Genomic DNA, 16,673 nt, shown 5'->3' with positions numbered 1-16,673 from the left:
GATAGTTTACTGCTTTCCAGGAAATGCTGCAAAAAACCCGGGGCCTTGCCCTCAGTTACCTTCGTTACCGCGAAACGTCTATTATCGCCCGCATCTACACCGAAGAGTTCGGTTTGCAAAGTTACATTGTCAACAGCGTCCGAACGGCCCGAAGTAAGAACAACAGAATAGCCTTGTTTCAGCCACTGACGTTGCTGGACATGGTTGTTTATAACAAACACGACCGCGATCTGCACCGGCTGTCGGAGGTTAAAACCAGCTACCCGTTTCAGAGCCTGCCGTTCGAAGTAGCAAAGTCAACGATCGCCATGTTTGTGACGGAGATGCTGAACAAAGTGTTGAAAGAAGAAGCAAGCAGCCCGGTTCTCTTCCGGTTTCTGGTTGATTCTGTATTATTTCTGGAGGAAGCCCACACAAATTACGAAAATTTCCACCTAGCCTTTCTGCTCAAGCTATCGTTCTTCCTGGGTTTCGGCCCCGAATCGGCCCGCGAGTTCGAGGATCAACTTCGCGAAAACTCCTATCCATTCCTGCCCGATAACGAAATGGAAACGGCTTTAAACATCATGCTGCGTCAACCGCTCGGAACGCCCATTAAACTGCATCGATCAGCCCGCAATGAATTGCTCGATGCGCTGGTAGCCTACTACCAAATCCACATTGATTCGGTGGGAGAAGTGAAGTCGTTACCGGTGTTGAGGGAAGTGCTGGGATAATTTATCCGCACCTATACCTTCCGCTTCAACTCAAAATGCTGCCCCAGGTACACTCGTCGAACCTGTTCGTCGTTGGCTAGTTCTTCAGCGGTACCCTGTTTCAGGATTTTTCCTTCGAAAAGCAGGTACGCCCGGTCGGTGATGGAGAGCGTTTCATTTACGTTGTGGTCGGTAATCAGGATACCGATGTTACGATGTTTTAGCTTAGCAACAATGCTCTGAATATCCTCAACAGCAATGGGATCGACACCCGCAAAAGGTTCGTCCAGGAGAATAAATTTAGGGTCAACAGCCAGCGCCCGTGCAATCTCCGTTCGTCGGCGTTCACCTCCCGAAAGCACTTTACCTTTGCTCTTCCGAACGTGCGTCAGGCTGAACTCCTCCAGCAGTTCTTCTACTTTTTCCTTTTGTTGCTTCTTGGGTATAGAGGTCATTTCAAGAACCGCCAGCACATTTTCTTCAACACTCAGATCGCGAAAAACGGAGGCTTCCTGCGCCAGATAACCAAGCCCAAGTCGCGCCCGTTTGTACATAGGCAAGGCAGTAACATCTAAATCATCGATAAAAACCTTTCCACTGTTCGGCTTTACCAGACCAACTGCCATATAAAATGAGGTGGTTTTTCCCGCACCATTTGGTCCAAGTAGCCCCACAATTTCGCCGGTTTCTACCTGATACGACACATTGTTGTTGACTAATCTTGACCCGTATTTCTTGATTAAATTTTCTGTTCTAAGAATCATGATAAGTTCGTGGGTAAGCGAGTAAGTCGATAAGTCAGTAAGTGGCTGACGCATGTGTACTGTTTTCGCGTCAGCCACTTACTGACTTATCGACTTACTCGCTTACCGACTCATTAACTACATTTCAAATCTTTGAGCATTAACTGCAAAGACACATTTCCGTTATAAAAATTCTGTTCTACCTGATAACAGATCGAGAAGGGTTTGCCCACTCGAATCTGATCCGCAAGATGCGCATACCCGAAGCCAATGGCTGTTAATGTATGCCCAGACCTACCTTGTTTAACACTCATTTTCAAGTGTTTATCCTTCATAATAATTGGTTCGCCAACTAGATATACATCGTCGGACATAAATGTTGGCTGTAGATTGTGCGGGCCAAAGGGACCCATTTGTTTCACAATCCGAACGAGTTTATCATTGATCTCGCTAAAGTCCAATGGAAGGTCGATGTCGATCAGGGGAGTCAGATGTTCCTCCTTGATGGTACGAGATACAACCTCTTCAAACTTTCGTCGAAACGCGTCAATGTTGTCGACAGGCATTGTCATTCCAGCGGCAAACGTATGACCTCCAAACTGCTCCAGCAAATCAGAACAAGCTTCAATGGCCTCATACACATCAAACCCAGGTACCGACCGTGCCGACCCAGCCGCCTTATTATTGGACTGTGTCAGAATAATTGTTGGTCGATGGAAATGCTCGATGCAACGAGAGGCTACAATACCAATAACGCCTTTATGCCAACTGGCATCGTACAAAACTGTACTTTTAGCGTGCGTCAGTACGTCACTTTCCCGAATCATAGCTAAGGCCTGTTCAGTAATACTACTATCAAACTCGCGTCGGCTATTATTATGTTTGTTAATAGCCATGGCAAATTCGTCGGCTTCCTCTTCCGATTCGGCCAGGAGTAGTTGCACCGCGGCTTTTGCATGTTGAATACGCCCAGCCGCATTGATCCGTGGTCCCAAGCCGAAGACCAGATTTGTAATGTCCAGTTCCCGAGAAAAGCCCGCTATTTTGATTAACGCTTTTACACCCGTGCGAGGTGCCGAGTTAAGATATTTTAAGCCATAGTAGGCCAAAACACGGTTCTCTCCTGTAAGTGGTACAATATCCGATGCGATGCTGATGGCCACTAAATCGAGGCATGGATAAAGGATATCCAGCTCAATGCCTTTATGCATACAAAATGCCTGAAGCAATTTGAACCCCACCCCGCAACCGCTCAATTCCTTATAGGGGTACACACAATCATTGCGCTTAGGGTCCAGCACGGCTGCGGCATCCGGCAATTCATCACCTGGGCGGTGGTGGTCACAAATAATAAAATCGACACCGAGGGCTTTGGCTTCTGCTACCCGTTCAATGGATTTAATGCCACAGTCAAGCGCAATAATTAACGAAAACCCATTTTCGGCGGCCCACTCAATACCTTGTCGCGAAATCCCATAGCCTTCTTTATAGCGATCAGGGATATAATAATCTATTTTTGAGTGATAATTTTTCAGAAAGCTATAGACCAGGGCTACGGAAGTCGTACCATCTACATCGTAGTCGCCATAGATCAGGATTTTTTCCTCCCGTTCGGGTAGCATAGCCATTTGAAGACGCATAATAGCCCGATCCATGTCCTTCATGTCGAACGGATTGTGCAAATGGCTAATTTCGGGCCTAAAAAACACCCGCGCTTCATTGTAGGTTGTTACCCCACGCTGGACCAGCAAAGCTGCCAGAAATGGACTGATGCCCAACGACTGCGTTAACGATTGAATAGCCAGCTGCTGATCGTCTGAATCAGGGAACGGTTTGGAGATCCATCGTTTAGGCGGGGGGGACGGCTGGGCTATCATAACTGCAAGATAAATCCGTTTTTAGAAAAACACTCTGTCTATGCTCTTTTTGGTTTCACTTATCAGTTTCCTTTCATCCAGTATTAGTCCTGTAGCTTCGTCGCCCAAAACTAGTTTAACGATTGATATTCAGAATATCCGATCGCAAAAAGGCTCCGTCTATATTGCGTTATTTAAACCTGACAGCGGTTTTCCGGAAGGAAACCCCGTGGAGGGCAAAAAGGCAGACATTAAGGGAAGTAATGCTCAAACAACATTTTCGATTGAGCCAGGAGAGTACGCAGTTGCAGTTTTTCACGATGAAAACGGGAACGGCATACTAGACAAGCGGATTTTCGGTATGCCTAAAGAACCCTACGGTTTCAGTAATAATTTTCGGCCCCGTCTGTCAGCACCCAAATTTAAAGACTGCCAGTTTAGTGTTGGCACATCTGGGAGGACAATTAGTATTAAGCTAGAGTGAGAATAGACTTATATAGACTCCTGGAGGGCTATACGTATTCAGGGAGTGGGCCAGTTAATGAACCGCCAGATGCCTGGTATAAAGCACGCTTCTAGGCTATGGTCAATAACCTTTTACTTTCTTTTCTTGAGTACACAGGAATTATGGCCGCCATGCGTACCTATCAAGAGCTACTAAGCCCTTAAAATAACCGCCAGATGGCCTCAATCGCTAGCCAGAACAGCCAGCCAGAAATAATAAATACCAGCGTCCAGGGGCCAGGGATGGGGAATGACTTTTTGTTGATTTTCATGAGAACAATCGCCATTACGAACTAACTTTTCCTTAGAAAATAAATTTCAGGAAAAGTCACAAAACCTCATGAGTAAACCAGATTCAAATTTCAACAATGATCATTAGGCAGCCCATTTGTGGAAATGGGACCTGAAATTAGAAACCAGCAGCGAGTCATCAATTCGTATCCACTTGCGTAGTCGGGAGCGAAGGTGTCGGGATGGATAGTGAGTGGTAACATAATCAAATCCCACTGGAATAAACTGGCAAGCAGCGCGGAGCGTTCGAACGCCCAGACCAGGATCAAGCTTGGTCAGCAAAAAACTACAGGCGGTATAATGAAAGCCACCATAACCCGCCCATAGTGAGCCAGTGGTACTAACTGGAATTGTACTACAGAAGCGGTTAGGGAAGAAAAACAAGCGTGATTTCGAGTTGCTCATATGGGTAAAGGTTTTTCTATTAAAACGACCAGGATGATAAATGGATTATCAAAGGCCCTTATTCTAATAAAATTTTAACCAAAAAGGCGCAGACGCATACAAAACAGCCTCCCTTCAGCAAATCGCCAGTAAACTAGTTGGATTATTATATAGGCTAAACTACATCGCGCTTTAACACGAATACTTGGTAAACCAGCATCGTGAGGAGGATTCGGCTACAACTTAAATGTAACAAAAAATCCCCACTGGCGATTGCCAATAGGGATACTCCAATTACACAGGAAAAGGTATGAACGATCCGAAGAAATAGGATTGTTACCGAAAAGACAAATACACTAACAAAAGTTACAACTAAAACCCAAATTTGTCCAATCGCTCATTAAGCCAAGGAGTTTATTTCCGTCAACAATACTAAAACTTCGACTAAATCGATTTGTCCAGACAGTGGCCCAAACAGCGCGAAAATGACAACCGTTTAAAATACCATTGCGCTTAATTTTATTTTTGAACTAGGCATTATCGTTACAAATCGACTTGCGCCATCATCCACTACCTGTCCCACATCTTTGCCTTTCACTGACAACGCATTGGTTGTCCGATTCACATTGATTATCAGGACTTTGGGCAGCGTATAAGCTATTTTGGTTTTACCCGTTAACCCAATAGCTTGAATACGCACATGCTCATTATCCAGTCTGGTAACAAGTAGGGTACCACTGGGCAGGACGTCAAGTCGGGTTGGTGAACTATATTCATTTAGCTGATAAACACCTTCTACTAACCTGGCAAGGTCAACATCAACTGCGGGCTTGCAGCCAGCTACTACCCCAATCAGGGCGATTAGAAAACTAACTTTTTTCATAGTAGTTCTGGAATAGAGAAACTTAAGTTAGAAAGAGGAAAAGCGAATATACAGTAAGCAGTAGCGACAACTATACCATTTGGGATAAGGTTTTTTATGGGAGTACGTCTTTATTTCTGCTCTGTAGATCAAAACCTGGCGAATTAACGATGGCTAATAAAGCCTATGGAGGTCGCTAGCAAATTTAGTATCTGAAAGTCAAAGTTTTTTCGTAGCTTTGTCCGGCAAATAACACAACCTGCTATTTGCTCATGAGCTTAGATACCAGTAAGTTTCTTTACGAGGCTCTTACCTACGACGATGTACTGCTCCTTCCTGCCTACTCGGAAGTTCTCCCACGCGATACGCAAACCGTCACCCAGCTTACCCGCAACATTCGCCTGAACATCCCGCTTATTTCAGCGGCCATGGACACTGTTACCGAATCGGCTCTGGCCATTGCGATGGCCCAGGAAGGCGGTATTGGCATCATTCACAAAAATATGAGCGTAGAAGCCCAGGCCGATCAGGTCCGCAAGGTGAAGCGCTCAGAAAGTGGGATGATCATTGATCCGATCACACTACTGGAAACGGCTACCCTAAGCGATGCGCTCAAAATCATGCGCGAGTTTAAAATTGGTGGTATTCCGGTCGTTGACGAATCAGGCAAATTGGTCGGTATTCTGACCAACCGTGACCTACGTTTCCAAAGCGACCTTTCGCAGCCAGTTACGGGCATTATGACCCGCGAAAAACTCATTACCGCACGGGAAGGGCTGACGCTCGAAGAGGCTGAGAGTATTCTGCAACAGTATCGCATCGAGAAATTGCCAATCGTTAATAACGATTACCACTTAGTTGGGCTGATTACCTATAAAGATATTCTCAAGAAAAAGAGCCACCCTAACGCTTGTAAAGACGAGTTAGGTAGACTGCGTGTTGGAGCTGCTGTAGGTGTTACTTATGACCTTACCCGGCGTATTGAAGCGCTTGTAAAAGCGGGTGTCGATGTAATCAGCGTTGATACGGCACATGGGCACTCGAAGGGAGTTCTGGATGCTGTTCGGAGTATCAAAGAGCAGTTCCCTAAATTAGAGGTCATGGCCGGTAACGTGGCAACGGGCGAAGGAGCGAAAGCTCTGGCCGATGCGGGTGCCGATGCGGTAAAAGTGGGTGTAGGCCCAGGCAGTATCTGTACCACACGTATCATTGCCGGTATTGGTATGCCCCAATTAACAGCGGTTTACGAAGCAGCAAAAGCCCTTCAGGGAACAGGTGTTCCGGTGATTGCCGATGGTGGTATTCGTTTCTCGGGTGATATTACAAAGGCCCTCGCCGGTGGTGCCAGTACCGTTATGATTGGCTCACTCCTGGCTGGAACCGAAGAGGCTCCCGGCGAAGTGGTGCTGTACGAAGGTCGGCGATTTAAAACATACCGGGGTATGGGATCTGTTGAAGCGATGGAAGATGGTTCTAAGGACCGTTATTTCCAGGATGCAGAAGACGACATCAAGAAACTCGTACCCGAAGGCATTGTTGGGCGAGTACCTTTCAAAGGCAAAGTTTCGGAAATCGTTTACCAGATGGTTGGTGGTTTAAAAGCAGGCATGGGCTATTGTGGTGCCATTGACATCCCTGCCTTGCAGCAAGCTAAGTTTGTTAAAATTACCACGGCGGGTTCACGCGAGAGCCATCCCCACGATATATCTATCCAGAAAGAAGCGCCGAACTATTCGGCACGGTGAAGTGCTATATGATATAGGAGGTAAAGTTTTACCTCCTATATCATATAGCCAAATAATGCACTGCGCTGGTCGTGCCGTGTGTACTGAGGTTAACTTCGCGAATACCAACGCGGTAATTGTCGATGGCAAATCCGGGCGTATCCTGCTTCATCTGATAGAACGTTGAGGGCGAAAGTAATACCAGCAGATTACCACGCTGCACAACTTTTTCGACGTGATAATGCCCGCAAACTACCGTAACGTGGCAGGGTAATTCGCGCACTAATTCAATGAATTCATCACTTTGCCGGAACGGGTACTTCGTATCCATAAATTCAACATCGGCAGGTAAAGGCGGATGATGCATCATAATCAGCACATTAGTGTCGCGCAGGGCCACTAAATAATCCCGCAGCCAGGCCCACTGCGCTGTAGAGAATTCACCTTTCGACGAATCTAGAAATAAAACCGGACGACCCTCCAGCGGCAACGCATAGTATAATTCATTGTCATTCAAATCATGCGATTTATGAAACACATCGGCTATGATAGCCGGGTCATCATGATTTCCGGCAATAACATAGTAGGGTATGGGGAGTTCATCGACCTGTTTTCTAATCCACTCATAGATTGACCGATCAACTTTCGTATTGGACAGATCTCCGCCTAGTACTAAGCAATTCGGTTTCAATTCTGTCAGAAAATCCAGTGCGTTCAAAAAATTCTGCCGAACATCAACGCCCTGTGGATTTTCGCCCTCGGCACCGAGGTGCATGTCAGTAATAAAGGCTATACGCATAGTTTAGGTCTGCTTTAGAAAGTAGAATGTATGGGGCAGCAAAATACATTATATATCTTTCTTGGCTTCATTCCAGTAAACGTCCATTTCGGCTAGTGTCATCTCGTTCAGTGTTTTGCCATTGGCGCGGGCTTGCTCTTCGAGGTACTGGAAGCGTTTGATAAACTTTTTGTTGGTACGTTCAAGAGCGGTTTCGGGGTTAATATCAATGAAACGGGCATAATTGACCAGAGAGAAAAGTAGATCGCCAAACTCTCCTTCAGCCCGTTCGTGATTGATGGTTTCATTCGCTTCGGCATTGAATTCGGCTTTGAACTCCTGCATCTCCTCCTCTACTTTCTCCCAGACCTGTTGCTTTTCGTCCCAATCGAAACCGGCTCCCCGCGCCTTTTCCTGAATGCGCATAGCCTTTACCAAAGCAGGCAATGACCCCGGCACGCCACCCAATACTGACTTGTTACCTTCTTTAAGTTTAAGCTGTTCCCAATTGGCTTTTACCTGTTCCTCGGTATCGGCTACTACATCGCCATAAATGTGTGGATGGCGGCTAATGAGTTTATCGCAAACCCCATTCAGGACGTCAGCCATATCGAAGCGGTCAGTCGCACTGCGGTCCGACAATTCGGTACCCGTCTCAGACGCAATCTTCGCGTAGAAAACCAGATGCAATTGAATGTCGCCCAGCTCTTTCCGAATTTCGGGAAGGTCTTTTTCCAGAATAGCGTCGGAGAGTTCGTAGGTTTCTTCAATGGTGAGGTGGCGCAGGCTGTCCATGGTTTGTTTCCGATCCCAGGGACACTGCGCACGCAGTTCATCCATGATGGTCAGCAGCCGGTCAAATGCCATCAGTTGTTCCTGACGGCGGGGAGCTAATTGATTAAAATTCATTCAGAAGGCTATAAATCACTATCGTTGCTTCGGGTAAAACTAGTAAAAAAGGCGGAAAGCAAATTGAGGCCATTTTGAACCGATAGAAATATTTTTGCCAGTTTCCTTGACTGGCATTCTTTTTAAGAGTTTACTTTGCAAAACAAAGTACTTTTATAAATGCAAACTCAATACGCTTCTACCTATAGTGCTGGGTTACCCCTAACCCGAGATGCGAAACCGGGGAAAGGCCTCCGGGCACTCACCCTACTAACCGTAGCCGGGCTAAGCCTGGTAACAGTCCGCGGGCTACTCACAGGCAACTGGTGGTTCTTCGAGATGCTTGCCTGGAATCTGTTTCTAGCCTGGTTTCCACTCGGTGTTGTTCTTGTTCTTCGAGATTTACGAGCATCACAGTTTCGAAGTAGCTGGTTATTGATCGGCGGCCTGCTAACGTGGCTAGTCTTTTTCCCGAATGCCCCTTACATCATTACCGACTTGTCGCATATTAAACATATCGACATGCCACTCATCTGGTTTGATACAATGACGCTGTTCATGTTTGCGCTAACGGGCTTGCTAGTAGGCCTTTACTCCATTCTGATTGTCCATCGTATGCTTAAACCAGTACTGGGAAAATGGCAACTCTGGGGGCTGCTGGTAGTTAGTCAGTTTCTTTCGGGGTTTGGTATTTACCTCGGGCGTATTGGCCGGTGGAACAGTTGGGACATACTAACGAACCCTTCCTCGCTGATGGTAGCCATTGCCCATACTTACCATGACCATTTGAGTATAAAACTAACACTTGCCTACGGTTTTGTCTTGATTGTTTTATACGTAGCCTTCTACTGGTACGCCGAGCATGAAGACGATCCTACAAGCAAAGTGCGCTTATTTTAATGCTATGTTTGCCGAATGATTGATTTCCGCAAAGTCGTCCGTAGTTTTCGGTTTGCCGGACAGGGTATTCTGGATTTGTTTCGTTTCGAGAACAATGCTAAAGTACACCTGCTGATTGCCGGGCTTGTTGTGGCAACTGGTTTATATTTGCAGCTGAGTCGAACAGAATGGGCCATTATCCTGACACAAATCGGACTGGTTTGGGCGGCAGAAGCGTTCAATACGGCTATTGAGAAACTATGCGACTTTGTCTCGCCGGGTCGGCATCCGCAAATAAAAGCCATCAAAGATTTGTCGTCAGGTGCCGTACTAATTCTGGCCATTATAGCGGTAATCGTTGGTCTGATCATCCTCGGAGGGCACTTGGTAACCCTATTGTCCTAATTGATTAACTCATTCTCTCAATTTCTATTCACCTTTACCCATGCACGAATCGCGCGAACACCTACAAACGCTGACGGAAATCCGTAGCCTAATGGAGCGTTCTTCCAAATTCCTGTCACTGAGTGGTTTATCGGGCGTATCGGCGGGTGTAATCGCCCTTGCTGGGGCCGTTGTTGTTTCGATGCGTTTGCAAAGGGGCTTTTTCACCAGCTTTCGCATTAATTCACAGGAAGGAAACCACCATGATGTCAGGCAGTTTCTTGTACTAGTGGCCATTAGTGTATTGGTATCGGCTCTGTTGGCAGGAACGTACTTCACCGTTCGTAAAGCCCGGCGTCAGGGATTGAGTGTTTGGAACCAATCCTCTCAACGATTACTTTGGGCTATAGTGGTTCCTTTGGCAACGGGAGGAGTGTTTTGCCTGGCGTTGCTGTACTACGACCTGATTTGGCTAGCATTTCCGGCAACGCTTATTTTTTACGGGTTAGCCCTGTTAAATGGCAGTAAATATACCCTTCGTGATGTGGAGTCGCTGGCTTATTGCGAAATCGTGCTAGGCCTACTATCGCTGTTCTGGCCGGGTTATAACTTATTAACGTGGGCGCTTGGGTTTGGGGTGCTGCACATTGTGTATGGCCTTGCCATGTACTACAAATATGAACGCACTACTGCATGAAGAACGACCTGCTGGCTAAGTTTAATAAAGCCTTTGAAAGCAAAGCGCGGCTAAGCATTATGTCTGTTCTGATGGTCAATGACTCTATGAGTTTCAACGCGCTAAAAGAACTGCTTGGTCTCACCGATGGCAACCTGGCCACGCACCTTCGTGCGCTGGAGGAGTCAGGCTATGTGTCTGTGCAAAAGCAGTTTATCGGGCGAAAGCCGAATACCACCTACTCGGCAACCCAGGAAGGGCAACAGGCATTTTCGGAACACCTGAATGCGCTGGAGGCCTTTATTAAGAATCTGTAATAACTGCACTGCTGGCAAATTAACTTCACAGCAAACCTGGTTCGACAGTGTTCAAACCGGTTTTGAGCAATCGGATAGCTATTTTTTTATCATTTCACTTTGCAAAACAAAGTACTTTCATGAAAACAGAAATCAACGAAAACCAATTGCGCTCTGATCTTGAACTGGCACTCGATGAGGCAGATAACACCGAGTATACGTTGCCAGATTCTGTTCGATCCCGCTTTTTGTGGCCATTTCGTGACTCAACATTCGGTTTGGGATTATTACTGCTCTCAATATCGGCTGGCGTGTTTTTGCTGTATGATTTCTTCGACTCGCCCAAGGTAAGCGCCACCAATACTATACTATTCATGCTCCATTACAGCCTGGCATTAACCATTTCGCTGGTGTTATACATGAATGGGTTTCTTAAATTTCGTGAGCAACACTATCCGGATGGCCGTTCTGCCCGATGGATGGGAATGCTACTCTGGCTAATCAGCGCCTATGCATTGAATCGGGAAATACCTGTTTTTCAGCAATCGACCGAGTGGCTATGCTGGGCGCTGGTATTGGTTAGTGCTGCCATGGTTCTTTACACCTGGAAAGAAGAGTTATCTGTCAGAATGCAGCAGCTACTCTATGCGGTATTAGCGTTTGGGTGGTGGCTATTTGCCTATATGGCAATTTATGTGATTCCGTTATACCTCATTAGCGTACCTATGCTAATTGGTCTGGGGTTGTCTATCCATTCGTTTGTACCACTTTTATTTGCTGTTGTCCTGGGCAAACGCCTATGGCAGGATGCAAAACGAGAAGAACATGTACGGCTCGGCGTAGGGATCGGGTTATCTGTACCACTCCTGATACTTGGTTTTTTTCTGAGTGGCTGGATACGTGATCTCAACCATATGGAGGAAACGCATATGGAATCTACCATCCGTAAAACGAGCGACCTGCCCGATTGGGTTCTGATTGCCCAACGGATTCAATCCGACGGGGTGGTATCGCAATGGATTACGAATCGCCTGCTACTGAGTAATCGGGTTTACGATCAAGGGCAATTTTTCAATGGACGTGGGTGGGGATTAACCGGACTAACTGCATTTGATGACGTTCGCCAGCACGACCCACTGGTAGTCATTGCCTCGCAGTTGTTTCCGACTGATGTTTTGAGTAATGACGATCAGCTTGCCCTTTTAAAAGTGCTTTCGTCAAATAGACACGGTGCCGAAGAGAAATTATGGACGGGTCGGCACCTGACTACACAGGATATTGTATCGCAGGTGCGCATCTGGCCCCAGTTCCGGGTAAGCTACACCGAGCAAACGTTGCGGATTCGAAATCAGGCACGCAACGCCACCGAAGAAGCCCTAATGACGTTTCACTTGCCCGCGGGTTCGGTTGTTTCCTCAATGTCGTTATGGGTCAATGGCCGGGAAGAACCCGCTCGTCTGACAACCGTTGCGAAAGCCGATTCTGCGTATCGGACTATTGTTGGCGTAGAATCCCGGGTGGTTGCCCGAGATCCGTCGGTTGTGTACTGGCAGGAAGGAAATCGGGTAACGGTACGTGTGTTTCCCTGCCGTGCAGGCGAAGATCGGCGCGTGAAACTGGGGATTACCTCTCCCCTACTATTGACGGGTAAGCAATTGATTTATCAGACTCCCACTATCGAAGGCCCCGATGCTTCGTCAGCGAATGAGCTTGTACATGTGGAGTTTGCATCATCCCCGACGGACCTAAAAACACCCTGGTTTTTCGATAAACTACAGGGCCGCATTCTCACGCATAAGGGTAGTTATGAACCCAACTGGTCGTTACGTTTCCAGACGCCCGCTTTATCGTCCGACGCCTTTCTATTGAACGAGAAAGCGTATCAGGTAGAGCCACTAAAACCAGCTAGTGAGTCATTTACACCTACGGATGTGTATCTCGACGTGAATCAATCATGGACGAAAAACGAGTTTATAGCAGCTTTTCAGGCGGCTAAAAAACAACTTCACTGCCGGATTTGGGTATTCGATGACGGGCTAGAGCAACTAACGGAAGGGGATCTTGATGCGGCTTTTGAACGGCACAGTCAGCAAGCATTTAGTCTGTTCCCAATTTATCGGATTGCGAATCCAGAATCAGCCCTACTCATTACGAAAGGCACGGCAATGTCGCCTACGTTGAGTGACTTAAGAGGAAGCCGCTTTGCCGATAATCTCGGGCTTTTGTCGAAACAGCAGACACCCATCCGCACCTTTTGTTTCGTTTCGGATGATACGAAGCTGGTGTTATCGCCTTATCTGAAAACACTGGCCGAACTCTTGGTGCTAAACATGGCAACTGGCAATACAGACGATCTCCAGAAGTATAGCCAAACACATCAATTTCCAGGTCGCTCTGATGAACCCGATCGTATTGCCTTACCCGAAGCGGGTATTGTCATTCGCGAAACGCCAGGTCAACCCACTCAGGCATCGGTAGCACCCGACCACATAGCCCGCCTGTTTACCTATAACCATCTATTGTATCAGATTGGACGGCAGTATTTTGTCAAAAACTACCAGACAGAAGCCCTTATTCAGGAAGCCCAACAGGCGCACATCGTCTCTCCCTTATCAAGTCTGGTTGTTTTGGAAACCGAAGCCGACTACGACCGATTTGGGATCAGGAAAGATCATTCGGGGCTTGACAACGCAACCCTTAAGCAGGAAGGAGCCGTACCGGAACCTCATGAATGGGCTTTATTACTTATGCTGGCGGGTCTGATTGGCTGGGGCGTCTGGAAGAAAAACTATGCTATCCATTGATCTGACAACCCTGCTCTCTATTCTGCTCCTGGTTTACGCCTGGTGGCCGGGCAACGCAGGACGAAACCGCTGGACAGGGCGGCTGGTTGCTTTATGCCTGCTCTCACCAGGCCTTCGCTACTTTTCGGCTTTGTTTACGTTTCCAATTCGACTGCAACTTAGCGCCTGGGCAGCCTCTCTATTTAGGCTGGCGGGCCTGAACGTACAGGTGGAGGGTAATGTACTTATCAAAGCTGGGCCGGATACGGGGCCTCTTGAAATGGCTGTTTATCCAGCCTGTATGGGCCTACAGCTAACGGGTGTATCCTTATTGCTTGGTTTGTTTGCCCTGATTTGGCAGGAGCGCATTCAGCAGAAAAAGGTGGTAGTAAGCTGGGTAGTAGCCTATGAATCTGTCGTTTTCAGCCTGACTATCTTATGTAATTTGTTTCGGATCGTATTGCTGGTTGCGTTTGGCGCAATGCCTGGTTCATGGGCGCACGAGGGTATTGGATTAGCCTGCGTTGCCGTATACGCCTGGTTGCCTAGCTGGGGATTAGCGCGCTTGCTGGTACAGAAAACTGGTCTGATGGACGTAGAGACCTCAGCGATAAAATCGCCATTTGATATGGTGAAGTCGGCAGGTTGGGGATTCGGCGTATTGGTGGTTGGTATCAGTATCAGGGCGTTTGCGTCTTTACCGAACCAACCGGCAATTGATTCAGAAGCTACCAGGCAGTTAGCAGATTCCATTCTGCGGAACTATGGGCCAGGTTGCCAGCGTAAAACCCTCGCTAATGGGTTTATTCAGTTTGCGAAACCGGGCACATTACTCTATATGAAACCTCAGCCGGACTGGTTCAGTGCCGATCATAGCCCTATGGCTTGTTGGCTCGGTAGTGGCTATGCATTAGGGCGCGTTCGGGAAACAGTACTTGATGGACATCCGGCCTATGTTGGGGAGTTACGTAAACAAGGGCATGTACTGCATACCGCCTGGTGGTTCAGTAACGGCGCGATTACAACCGTCAGTCAACTCGCCATGCGGGGGAAAATGATACAGGGCGAAACTGGATTCATGTTAGTAAATGTAACCCTTGACAAGCCGTTCATACTTGAACCCGCGTCCCCAAAGCATTGAGTTTTGGGGACGCTTCATACTAGAAGCTAAGCTGTTACGACACTAAAAAGCAACTATTTTCACACCCTTATAGCCTCATTTTCAGGCTAATTTACCAACGCAAATTCGGCTAGATAGACCACAGCACCAGCCACATAGCCAATTAACGCCAGCCAGCTAATTTTTCGCAAATACCAGCCGAAAGCCAGCTTTTCCATCCCCATCACGGCTACTCCTGCTGCTGATCCAATAATCAGTATGCTTCCGCCAGTACCTGCACAATAGGCAAGAAATGCCCAAAGTTTGTCATCGACCGGATAAGTTTGCAAGTCATACATACCCATCGTAGCTGCCAAAATCGGAACATTGTCGACTACGGCCGACACGATCCCAATTATAAATACAATTACATCTAAATTACCGATTCCCTGATTTAACGCTTCAGACAAGCTATGAAGAATGCCAGTGGCTTCTAATGCCCCTACTGCCAGCAGAATACCTAAAAAGAACAAAATACTGGGTGCATCAATCCGGCTGAGGGCATAGGCTGCTGTGAATTTCTGCCGCTCAGCTTCATCTTTATCGCTGTGGATCAATTCAGATACAACCCATATTACACCTAACACCAGCATCATACCCATATAGGGAGGCAGGTGCGTAACCGTCTTGAAAATGGGAACAAACAACATCCCTCCCAGCCCAACGGCCAGCATGGTTCGACGGTCGCGCCGGGCGGTGGGTGTAACATAAGGGCGGCTAATACCCTGCGATGCTGTTTTAACCTGGGTGTTGGGCTGAGCGCGAGTGAGTATGACCAAAGGCAGCAACATAGAGACCAGACTGGGCAAAATCAACCACTGAATAATGTGCAGGGTAGTAATCTGTCCGCCAATCCAAAGCATTGTTGTTGTTACATCACCAATGGGCGACCAGGCTCCTCCGGCGTTGGAGGCAATGATGATCATACCCGCTATAATCTGCCGTTGTTCTGTATTACGCACCAGTTTACGGGTAACTGATATCATCACAATGGCGGTAGTGAGGTTGTCTAAGAGCGCCGATAAAAAAAACGCCAGCAGGCTGATGATCCAGAGTAGGGTCCGGATATTTCGACTGGCAATCCGATCTGTAATAAGGGTAAATCCATCGTGGGCATCAATCAATTCTACTACAGTCATGGCCCCCAGCAGGAAAAACAGGATTTCGGCGGTATTGGCAAGGTGCTCACCGAGGTGATGCCCAACCGATTCGGGATGGCCATCCATTAATGCATACACCGTCCAGCAAACGACCCCGGTAATGAGAGCTGTCGCAGTTTTATTGATAGTAATAGCGTGCTCCAAGGTAATGAGAACGTACCCAATAATAAAGAGACTAATCAGCAATAAAGTCATAAGAGGAAGCTGTCAACCCAGGACTTAGTGAATACTTTTGCGTTTGTCCTTGTTTGCCATCTGTAAAAGTAAACTGAAGCTATGTTTGTTGTTCATCTGCCTTCTCTTCGCCCTGATGGAATGGCTTTGTTTCCGTTCATTTTAGTCCGGCAAGCCAATCCTGGACCTACCCTGCTTAACCATGAACGAATTCATTTGCGGCAACAGGCGGAGCTGGGCATTTTGCCCTTCTATATTTGGTATGGCATTGAATATTGCATCCGCCGGTTTCACTACCGGGATCACTATAAAGCCTACCGAAATATTAGTTTCGAGCGAGAGGCATTTACCAATGAGCAGGATCTGACTTATCTTGCCAATCGGCCATTTTGGAAATTCTGGCAGTACCTTTAAGTGAAGAGTGAAGAATGAAAAGT

At 47.2% G+C, this 16,673-nt stretch carries 17 protein-coding genes; 10 read left to right on the top strand and 7 right to left on the bottom strand.

Going from position 1 to position 16,673, the window contains the following annotated elements:
• The first annotated feature begins 23 nt into the window (after nt 1–23).
• Nucleotides 24–716: a DNA repair protein RecO gene (gene recO / locus EXU85_RS10260; protein WP_142771994.1), complete on the top strand. Its 693-nt coding sequence runs from the start codon at nt 24–26 to the stop codon at nt 714–716.
• 11 nt (nt 717–727) lie between these two features.
• Here recO and lptB read toward each other — a convergent pair whose 3' ends face one another.
• Both lptB and recJ read right to left on the bottom strand, forming a co-directional pair.
• The gene (lptB, locus tag EXU85_RS10255) at nt 728–1,459 is read right to left on the bottom strand and encodes an LPS export ABC transporter ATP-binding protein (RefSeq protein WP_142776667.1); all 732 of its coding nucleotides are present in this window, start codon (nt 1,457–1,459) and stop codon (nt 728–730) included.
• Nucleotides 1,460–1,572: 113 nt separating this feature from the next.
• On the bottom strand, nt 1,573–3,315 hold the full coding sequence (recJ, locus tag EXU85_RS10250; protein ID WP_142771993.1) for a single-stranded-DNA-specific exonuclease RecJ: 1,743 nt from the start codon (nt 3,313–3,315) through the stop codon (nt 1,573–1,575).
• A gap of 40 nt (nt 3,316–3,355) precedes the next feature.
• On the opposite strand from recJ, the gene EXU85_RS10245 reads away from it, so the two are divergent.
• The gene (locus tag EXU85_RS10245) at nt 3,356–3,778 is read left to right on the top strand and encodes a DUF2141 domain-containing protein (protein ID WP_142771992.1); all 423 of its coding nucleotides are present in this window, start codon (nt 3,356–3,358) and stop codon (nt 3,776–3,778) included.
• Nucleotides 3,779–4,173: 395 nt separating this feature from the next.
• Here EXU85_RS10245 and EXU85_RS10240 read toward each other — a convergent pair whose 3' ends face one another.
• Entirely contained in the window at nt 4,174–4,494 is a 321-nt protein-coding gene (locus EXU85_RS10240; RefSeq protein ID WP_142771991.1) for a hypothetical protein, read from the bottom strand.
• Nucleotides 4,495–4,969: 475 nt separating this feature from the next.
• Nucleotides 4,970–5,356 carry a hypothetical protein gene (locus tag EXU85_RS10235; RefSeq protein ID WP_142771990.1) on the bottom strand — a complete coding sequence of 129 codons (387 nt, stop codon included), beginning with the start codon at nt 5,354–5,356 and terminating at the stop codon, nt 4,970–4,972.
• 251 nt (nt 5,357–5,607) lie between these two features.
• Between EXU85_RS10235 and guaB the strand changes: the two genes are divergently transcribed.
• The gene (gene guaB / locus EXU85_RS10230; RefSeq protein ID WP_142771989.1) at nt 5,608–7,080 is read left to right on the top strand and encodes an IMP dehydrogenase; all 1,473 of its coding nucleotides are present in this window, start codon (nt 5,608–5,610) and stop codon (nt 7,078–7,080) included.
• A gap of 40 nt (nt 7,081–7,120) precedes the next feature.
• Here guaB and EXU85_RS10225 read toward each other — a convergent pair whose 3' ends face one another.
• Both EXU85_RS10225 and mazG read right to left on the bottom strand, forming a co-directional pair.
• On the bottom strand, nt 7,121–7,858 hold the full coding sequence (locus EXU85_RS10225) for a metallophosphoesterase (protein WP_142771988.1): 738 nt from the start codon (nt 7,856–7,858) through the stop codon (nt 7,121–7,123).
• A 48-nt stretch (nt 7,859–7,906) separates the two neighbouring features.
• Entirely contained in the window at nt 7,907–8,746 is an 840-nt protein-coding gene (gene mazG, locus EXU85_RS10220; protein ID WP_142771987.1) for a nucleoside triphosphate pyrophosphohydrolase, read from the bottom strand.
• A gap of 159 nt (nt 8,747–8,905) precedes the next feature.
• Here mazG and EXU85_RS10215 point away from each other — a divergent pair, with 159 nt between their 5' ends.
• The 6 genes from EXU85_RS10215 to xrtN all read left to right on the top strand — a co-directional run bounded on the left by EXU85_RS10215 (nt 8,906) and on the right by xrtN (nt 14,884).
• Nucleotides 8,906–9,625, top strand: a complete 720-nt coding sequence (locus EXU85_RS10215; RefSeq protein ID WP_142771986.1) for a DUF1361 domain-containing protein — start codon at nt 8,906–8,908, stop codon at nt 9,623–9,625.
• Nucleotides 9,626–9,640: 15 nt separating this feature from the next.
• A complete protein-coding gene (locus EXU85_RS10210) occupies nt 9,641–10,009 on the top strand; it encodes a diacylglycerol kinase family protein (protein WP_142771985.1) in 369 nt (122 codons plus the stop codon).
• Between the two features lie 40 nt (nt 10,010–10,049).
• Nucleotides 10,050–10,685 (top strand): hypothetical protein, encoded by a 636-nt coding sequence (locus EXU85_RS10205; protein ID WP_142771984.1) that lies wholly within the window; start codon nt 10,050–10,052, stop codon nt 10,683–10,685.
• On the top strand, nt 10,682–10,981 hold the full coding sequence (locus EXU85_RS10200; protein WP_142771983.1) for a transcriptional regulator: 300 nt from the start codon (nt 10,682–10,684) through the stop codon (nt 10,979–10,981). The genes EXU85_RS10205 and EXU85_RS10200 overlap by 4 nt, the downstream gene beginning before the upstream one ends.
• 119 nt (nt 10,982–11,100) lie before the next feature.
• Nucleotides 11,101–13,764, top strand: coding sequence for an XrtN system VIT domain-containing protein (locus EXU85_RS10195; protein WP_142771982.1), 2,664 nt, complete (start codon nt 11,101–11,103; stop codon nt 13,762–13,764).
• Nucleotides 13,751–14,884, top strand: coding sequence for an exosortase N (gene xrtN, locus EXU85_RS10190; RefSeq protein WP_142771981.1), 1,134 nt, complete (start codon nt 13,751–13,753; stop codon nt 14,882–14,884). The genes EXU85_RS10195 and xrtN overlap by 14 nt, the downstream gene beginning before the upstream one ends.
• Nucleotides 14,885–14,970: 86 nt before the next feature.
• On the opposite strand, the gene nhaD is transcribed toward xrtN, so the two are convergent.
• Nucleotides 14,971–16,257: a sodium:proton antiporter NhaD gene (nhaD, locus tag EXU85_RS10185; protein WP_142771980.1), complete on the bottom strand. Its 1,287-nt coding sequence runs from the start codon at nt 16,255–16,257 to the stop codon at nt 14,971–14,973.
• Between the two features lie 81 nt (nt 16,258–16,338).
• Here nhaD and EXU85_RS10180 point away from each other — a divergent pair, with 81 nt between their 5' ends.
• On the top strand, nt 16,339–16,650 hold the full coding sequence (locus EXU85_RS10180) for a hypothetical protein (protein WP_142771979.1): 312 nt from the start codon (nt 16,339–16,341) through the stop codon (nt 16,648–16,650).
• Nucleotides 16,651–16,673: the final 23 nt, after the last annotated feature.

This window comes from Spirosoma sp. KCTC 42546, from assembly GCF_006965485.1.
Classification (GTDB): domain Bacteria; phylum Bacteroidota; class Bacteroidia; order Cytophagales; family Spirosomataceae; genus Spirosoma.
The sequence above is the reverse complement of the archived record's forward strand: the minus strand, read 5'-3'. Positions and strand labels throughout refer to the sequence as shown.

Coding starts and splice junctions, on each gene's coding strand:
- lptB (WP_142776667.1), bottom strand. CDS start 1,459: ATGATTCTTAGAACAGAAAATTTAATCAAGAAATACGGGTCAAGATTA.
- EXU85_RS10210 (WP_142771985.1), top strand. CDS start 9,641: ATGATTGATTTCCGCAAAGTCGTCCGTAGTTTTCGGTTTGCCGGACAG.
- EXU85_RS10205 (WP_142771984.1), top strand. CDS start 10,050: ATGCACGAATCGCGCGAACACCTACAAACGCTGACGGAAATCCGTAGC.
- EXU85_RS10245 (WP_142771992.1), top strand. CDS start 3,356: ATGCTCTTTTTGGTTTCACTTATCAGTTTCCTTTCATCCAGTATTAGT.
- EXU85_RS10195 (WP_142771982.1), top strand. CDS start 11,101: ATGAAAACAGAAATCAACGAAAACCAATTGCGCTCTGATCTTGAACTG.
- EXU85_RS10215 (WP_142771986.1), top strand. CDS start 8,906: ATGCAAACTCAATACGCTTCTACCTATAGTGCTGGGTTACCCCTAACC.
- EXU85_RS10240 (WP_142771991.1), bottom strand. CDS start 4,494: ATGAGCAACTCGAAATCACGCTTGTTTTTCTTCCCTAACCGCTTCTGT.
- recO (WP_142771994.1), top strand. CDS start 24: ATGCTGCAAAAAACCCGGGGCCTTGCCCTCAGTTACCTTCGTTACCGC.
- EXU85_RS10235 (WP_142771990.1), bottom strand. CDS start 5,356: ATGAAAAAAGTTAGTTTTCTAATCGCCCTGATTGGGGTAGTAGCTGGC.
- EXU85_RS10200 (WP_142771983.1), top strand. CDS start 10,682: ATGAAGAACGACCTGCTGGCTAAGTTTAATAAAGCCTTTGAAAGCAAA.
- recJ (WP_142771993.1), bottom strand. CDS start 3,315: ATGATAGCCCAGCCGTCCCCCCCGCCTAAACGATGGATCTCCAAACCG.
- EXU85_RS10225 (WP_142771988.1), bottom strand. CDS start 7,858: ATGCGTATAGCCTTTATTACTGACATGCACCTCGGTGCCGAGGGCGAA.
- xrtN (WP_142771981.1), top strand. CDS start 13,751: ATGCTATCCATTGATCTGACAACCCTGCTCTCTATTCTGCTCCTGGTT.
- EXU85_RS10180 (WP_142771979.1), top strand. CDS start 16,339: ATGTTTGTTGTTCATCTGCCTTCTCTTCGCCCTGATGGAATGGCTTTG.
- nhaD (WP_142771980.1), bottom strand. CDS start 16,257: ATGACTTTATTGCTGATTAGTCTCTTTATTATTGGGTACGTTCTCATT.
- guaB (WP_142771989.1), top strand. CDS start 5,608: ATGAGCTTAGATACCAGTAAGTTTCTTTACGAGGCTCTTACCTACGAC.
- mazG (WP_142771987.1), bottom strand. CDS start 8,746: ATGAATTTTAATCAATTAGCTCCCCGCCGTCAGGAACAACTGATGGCA.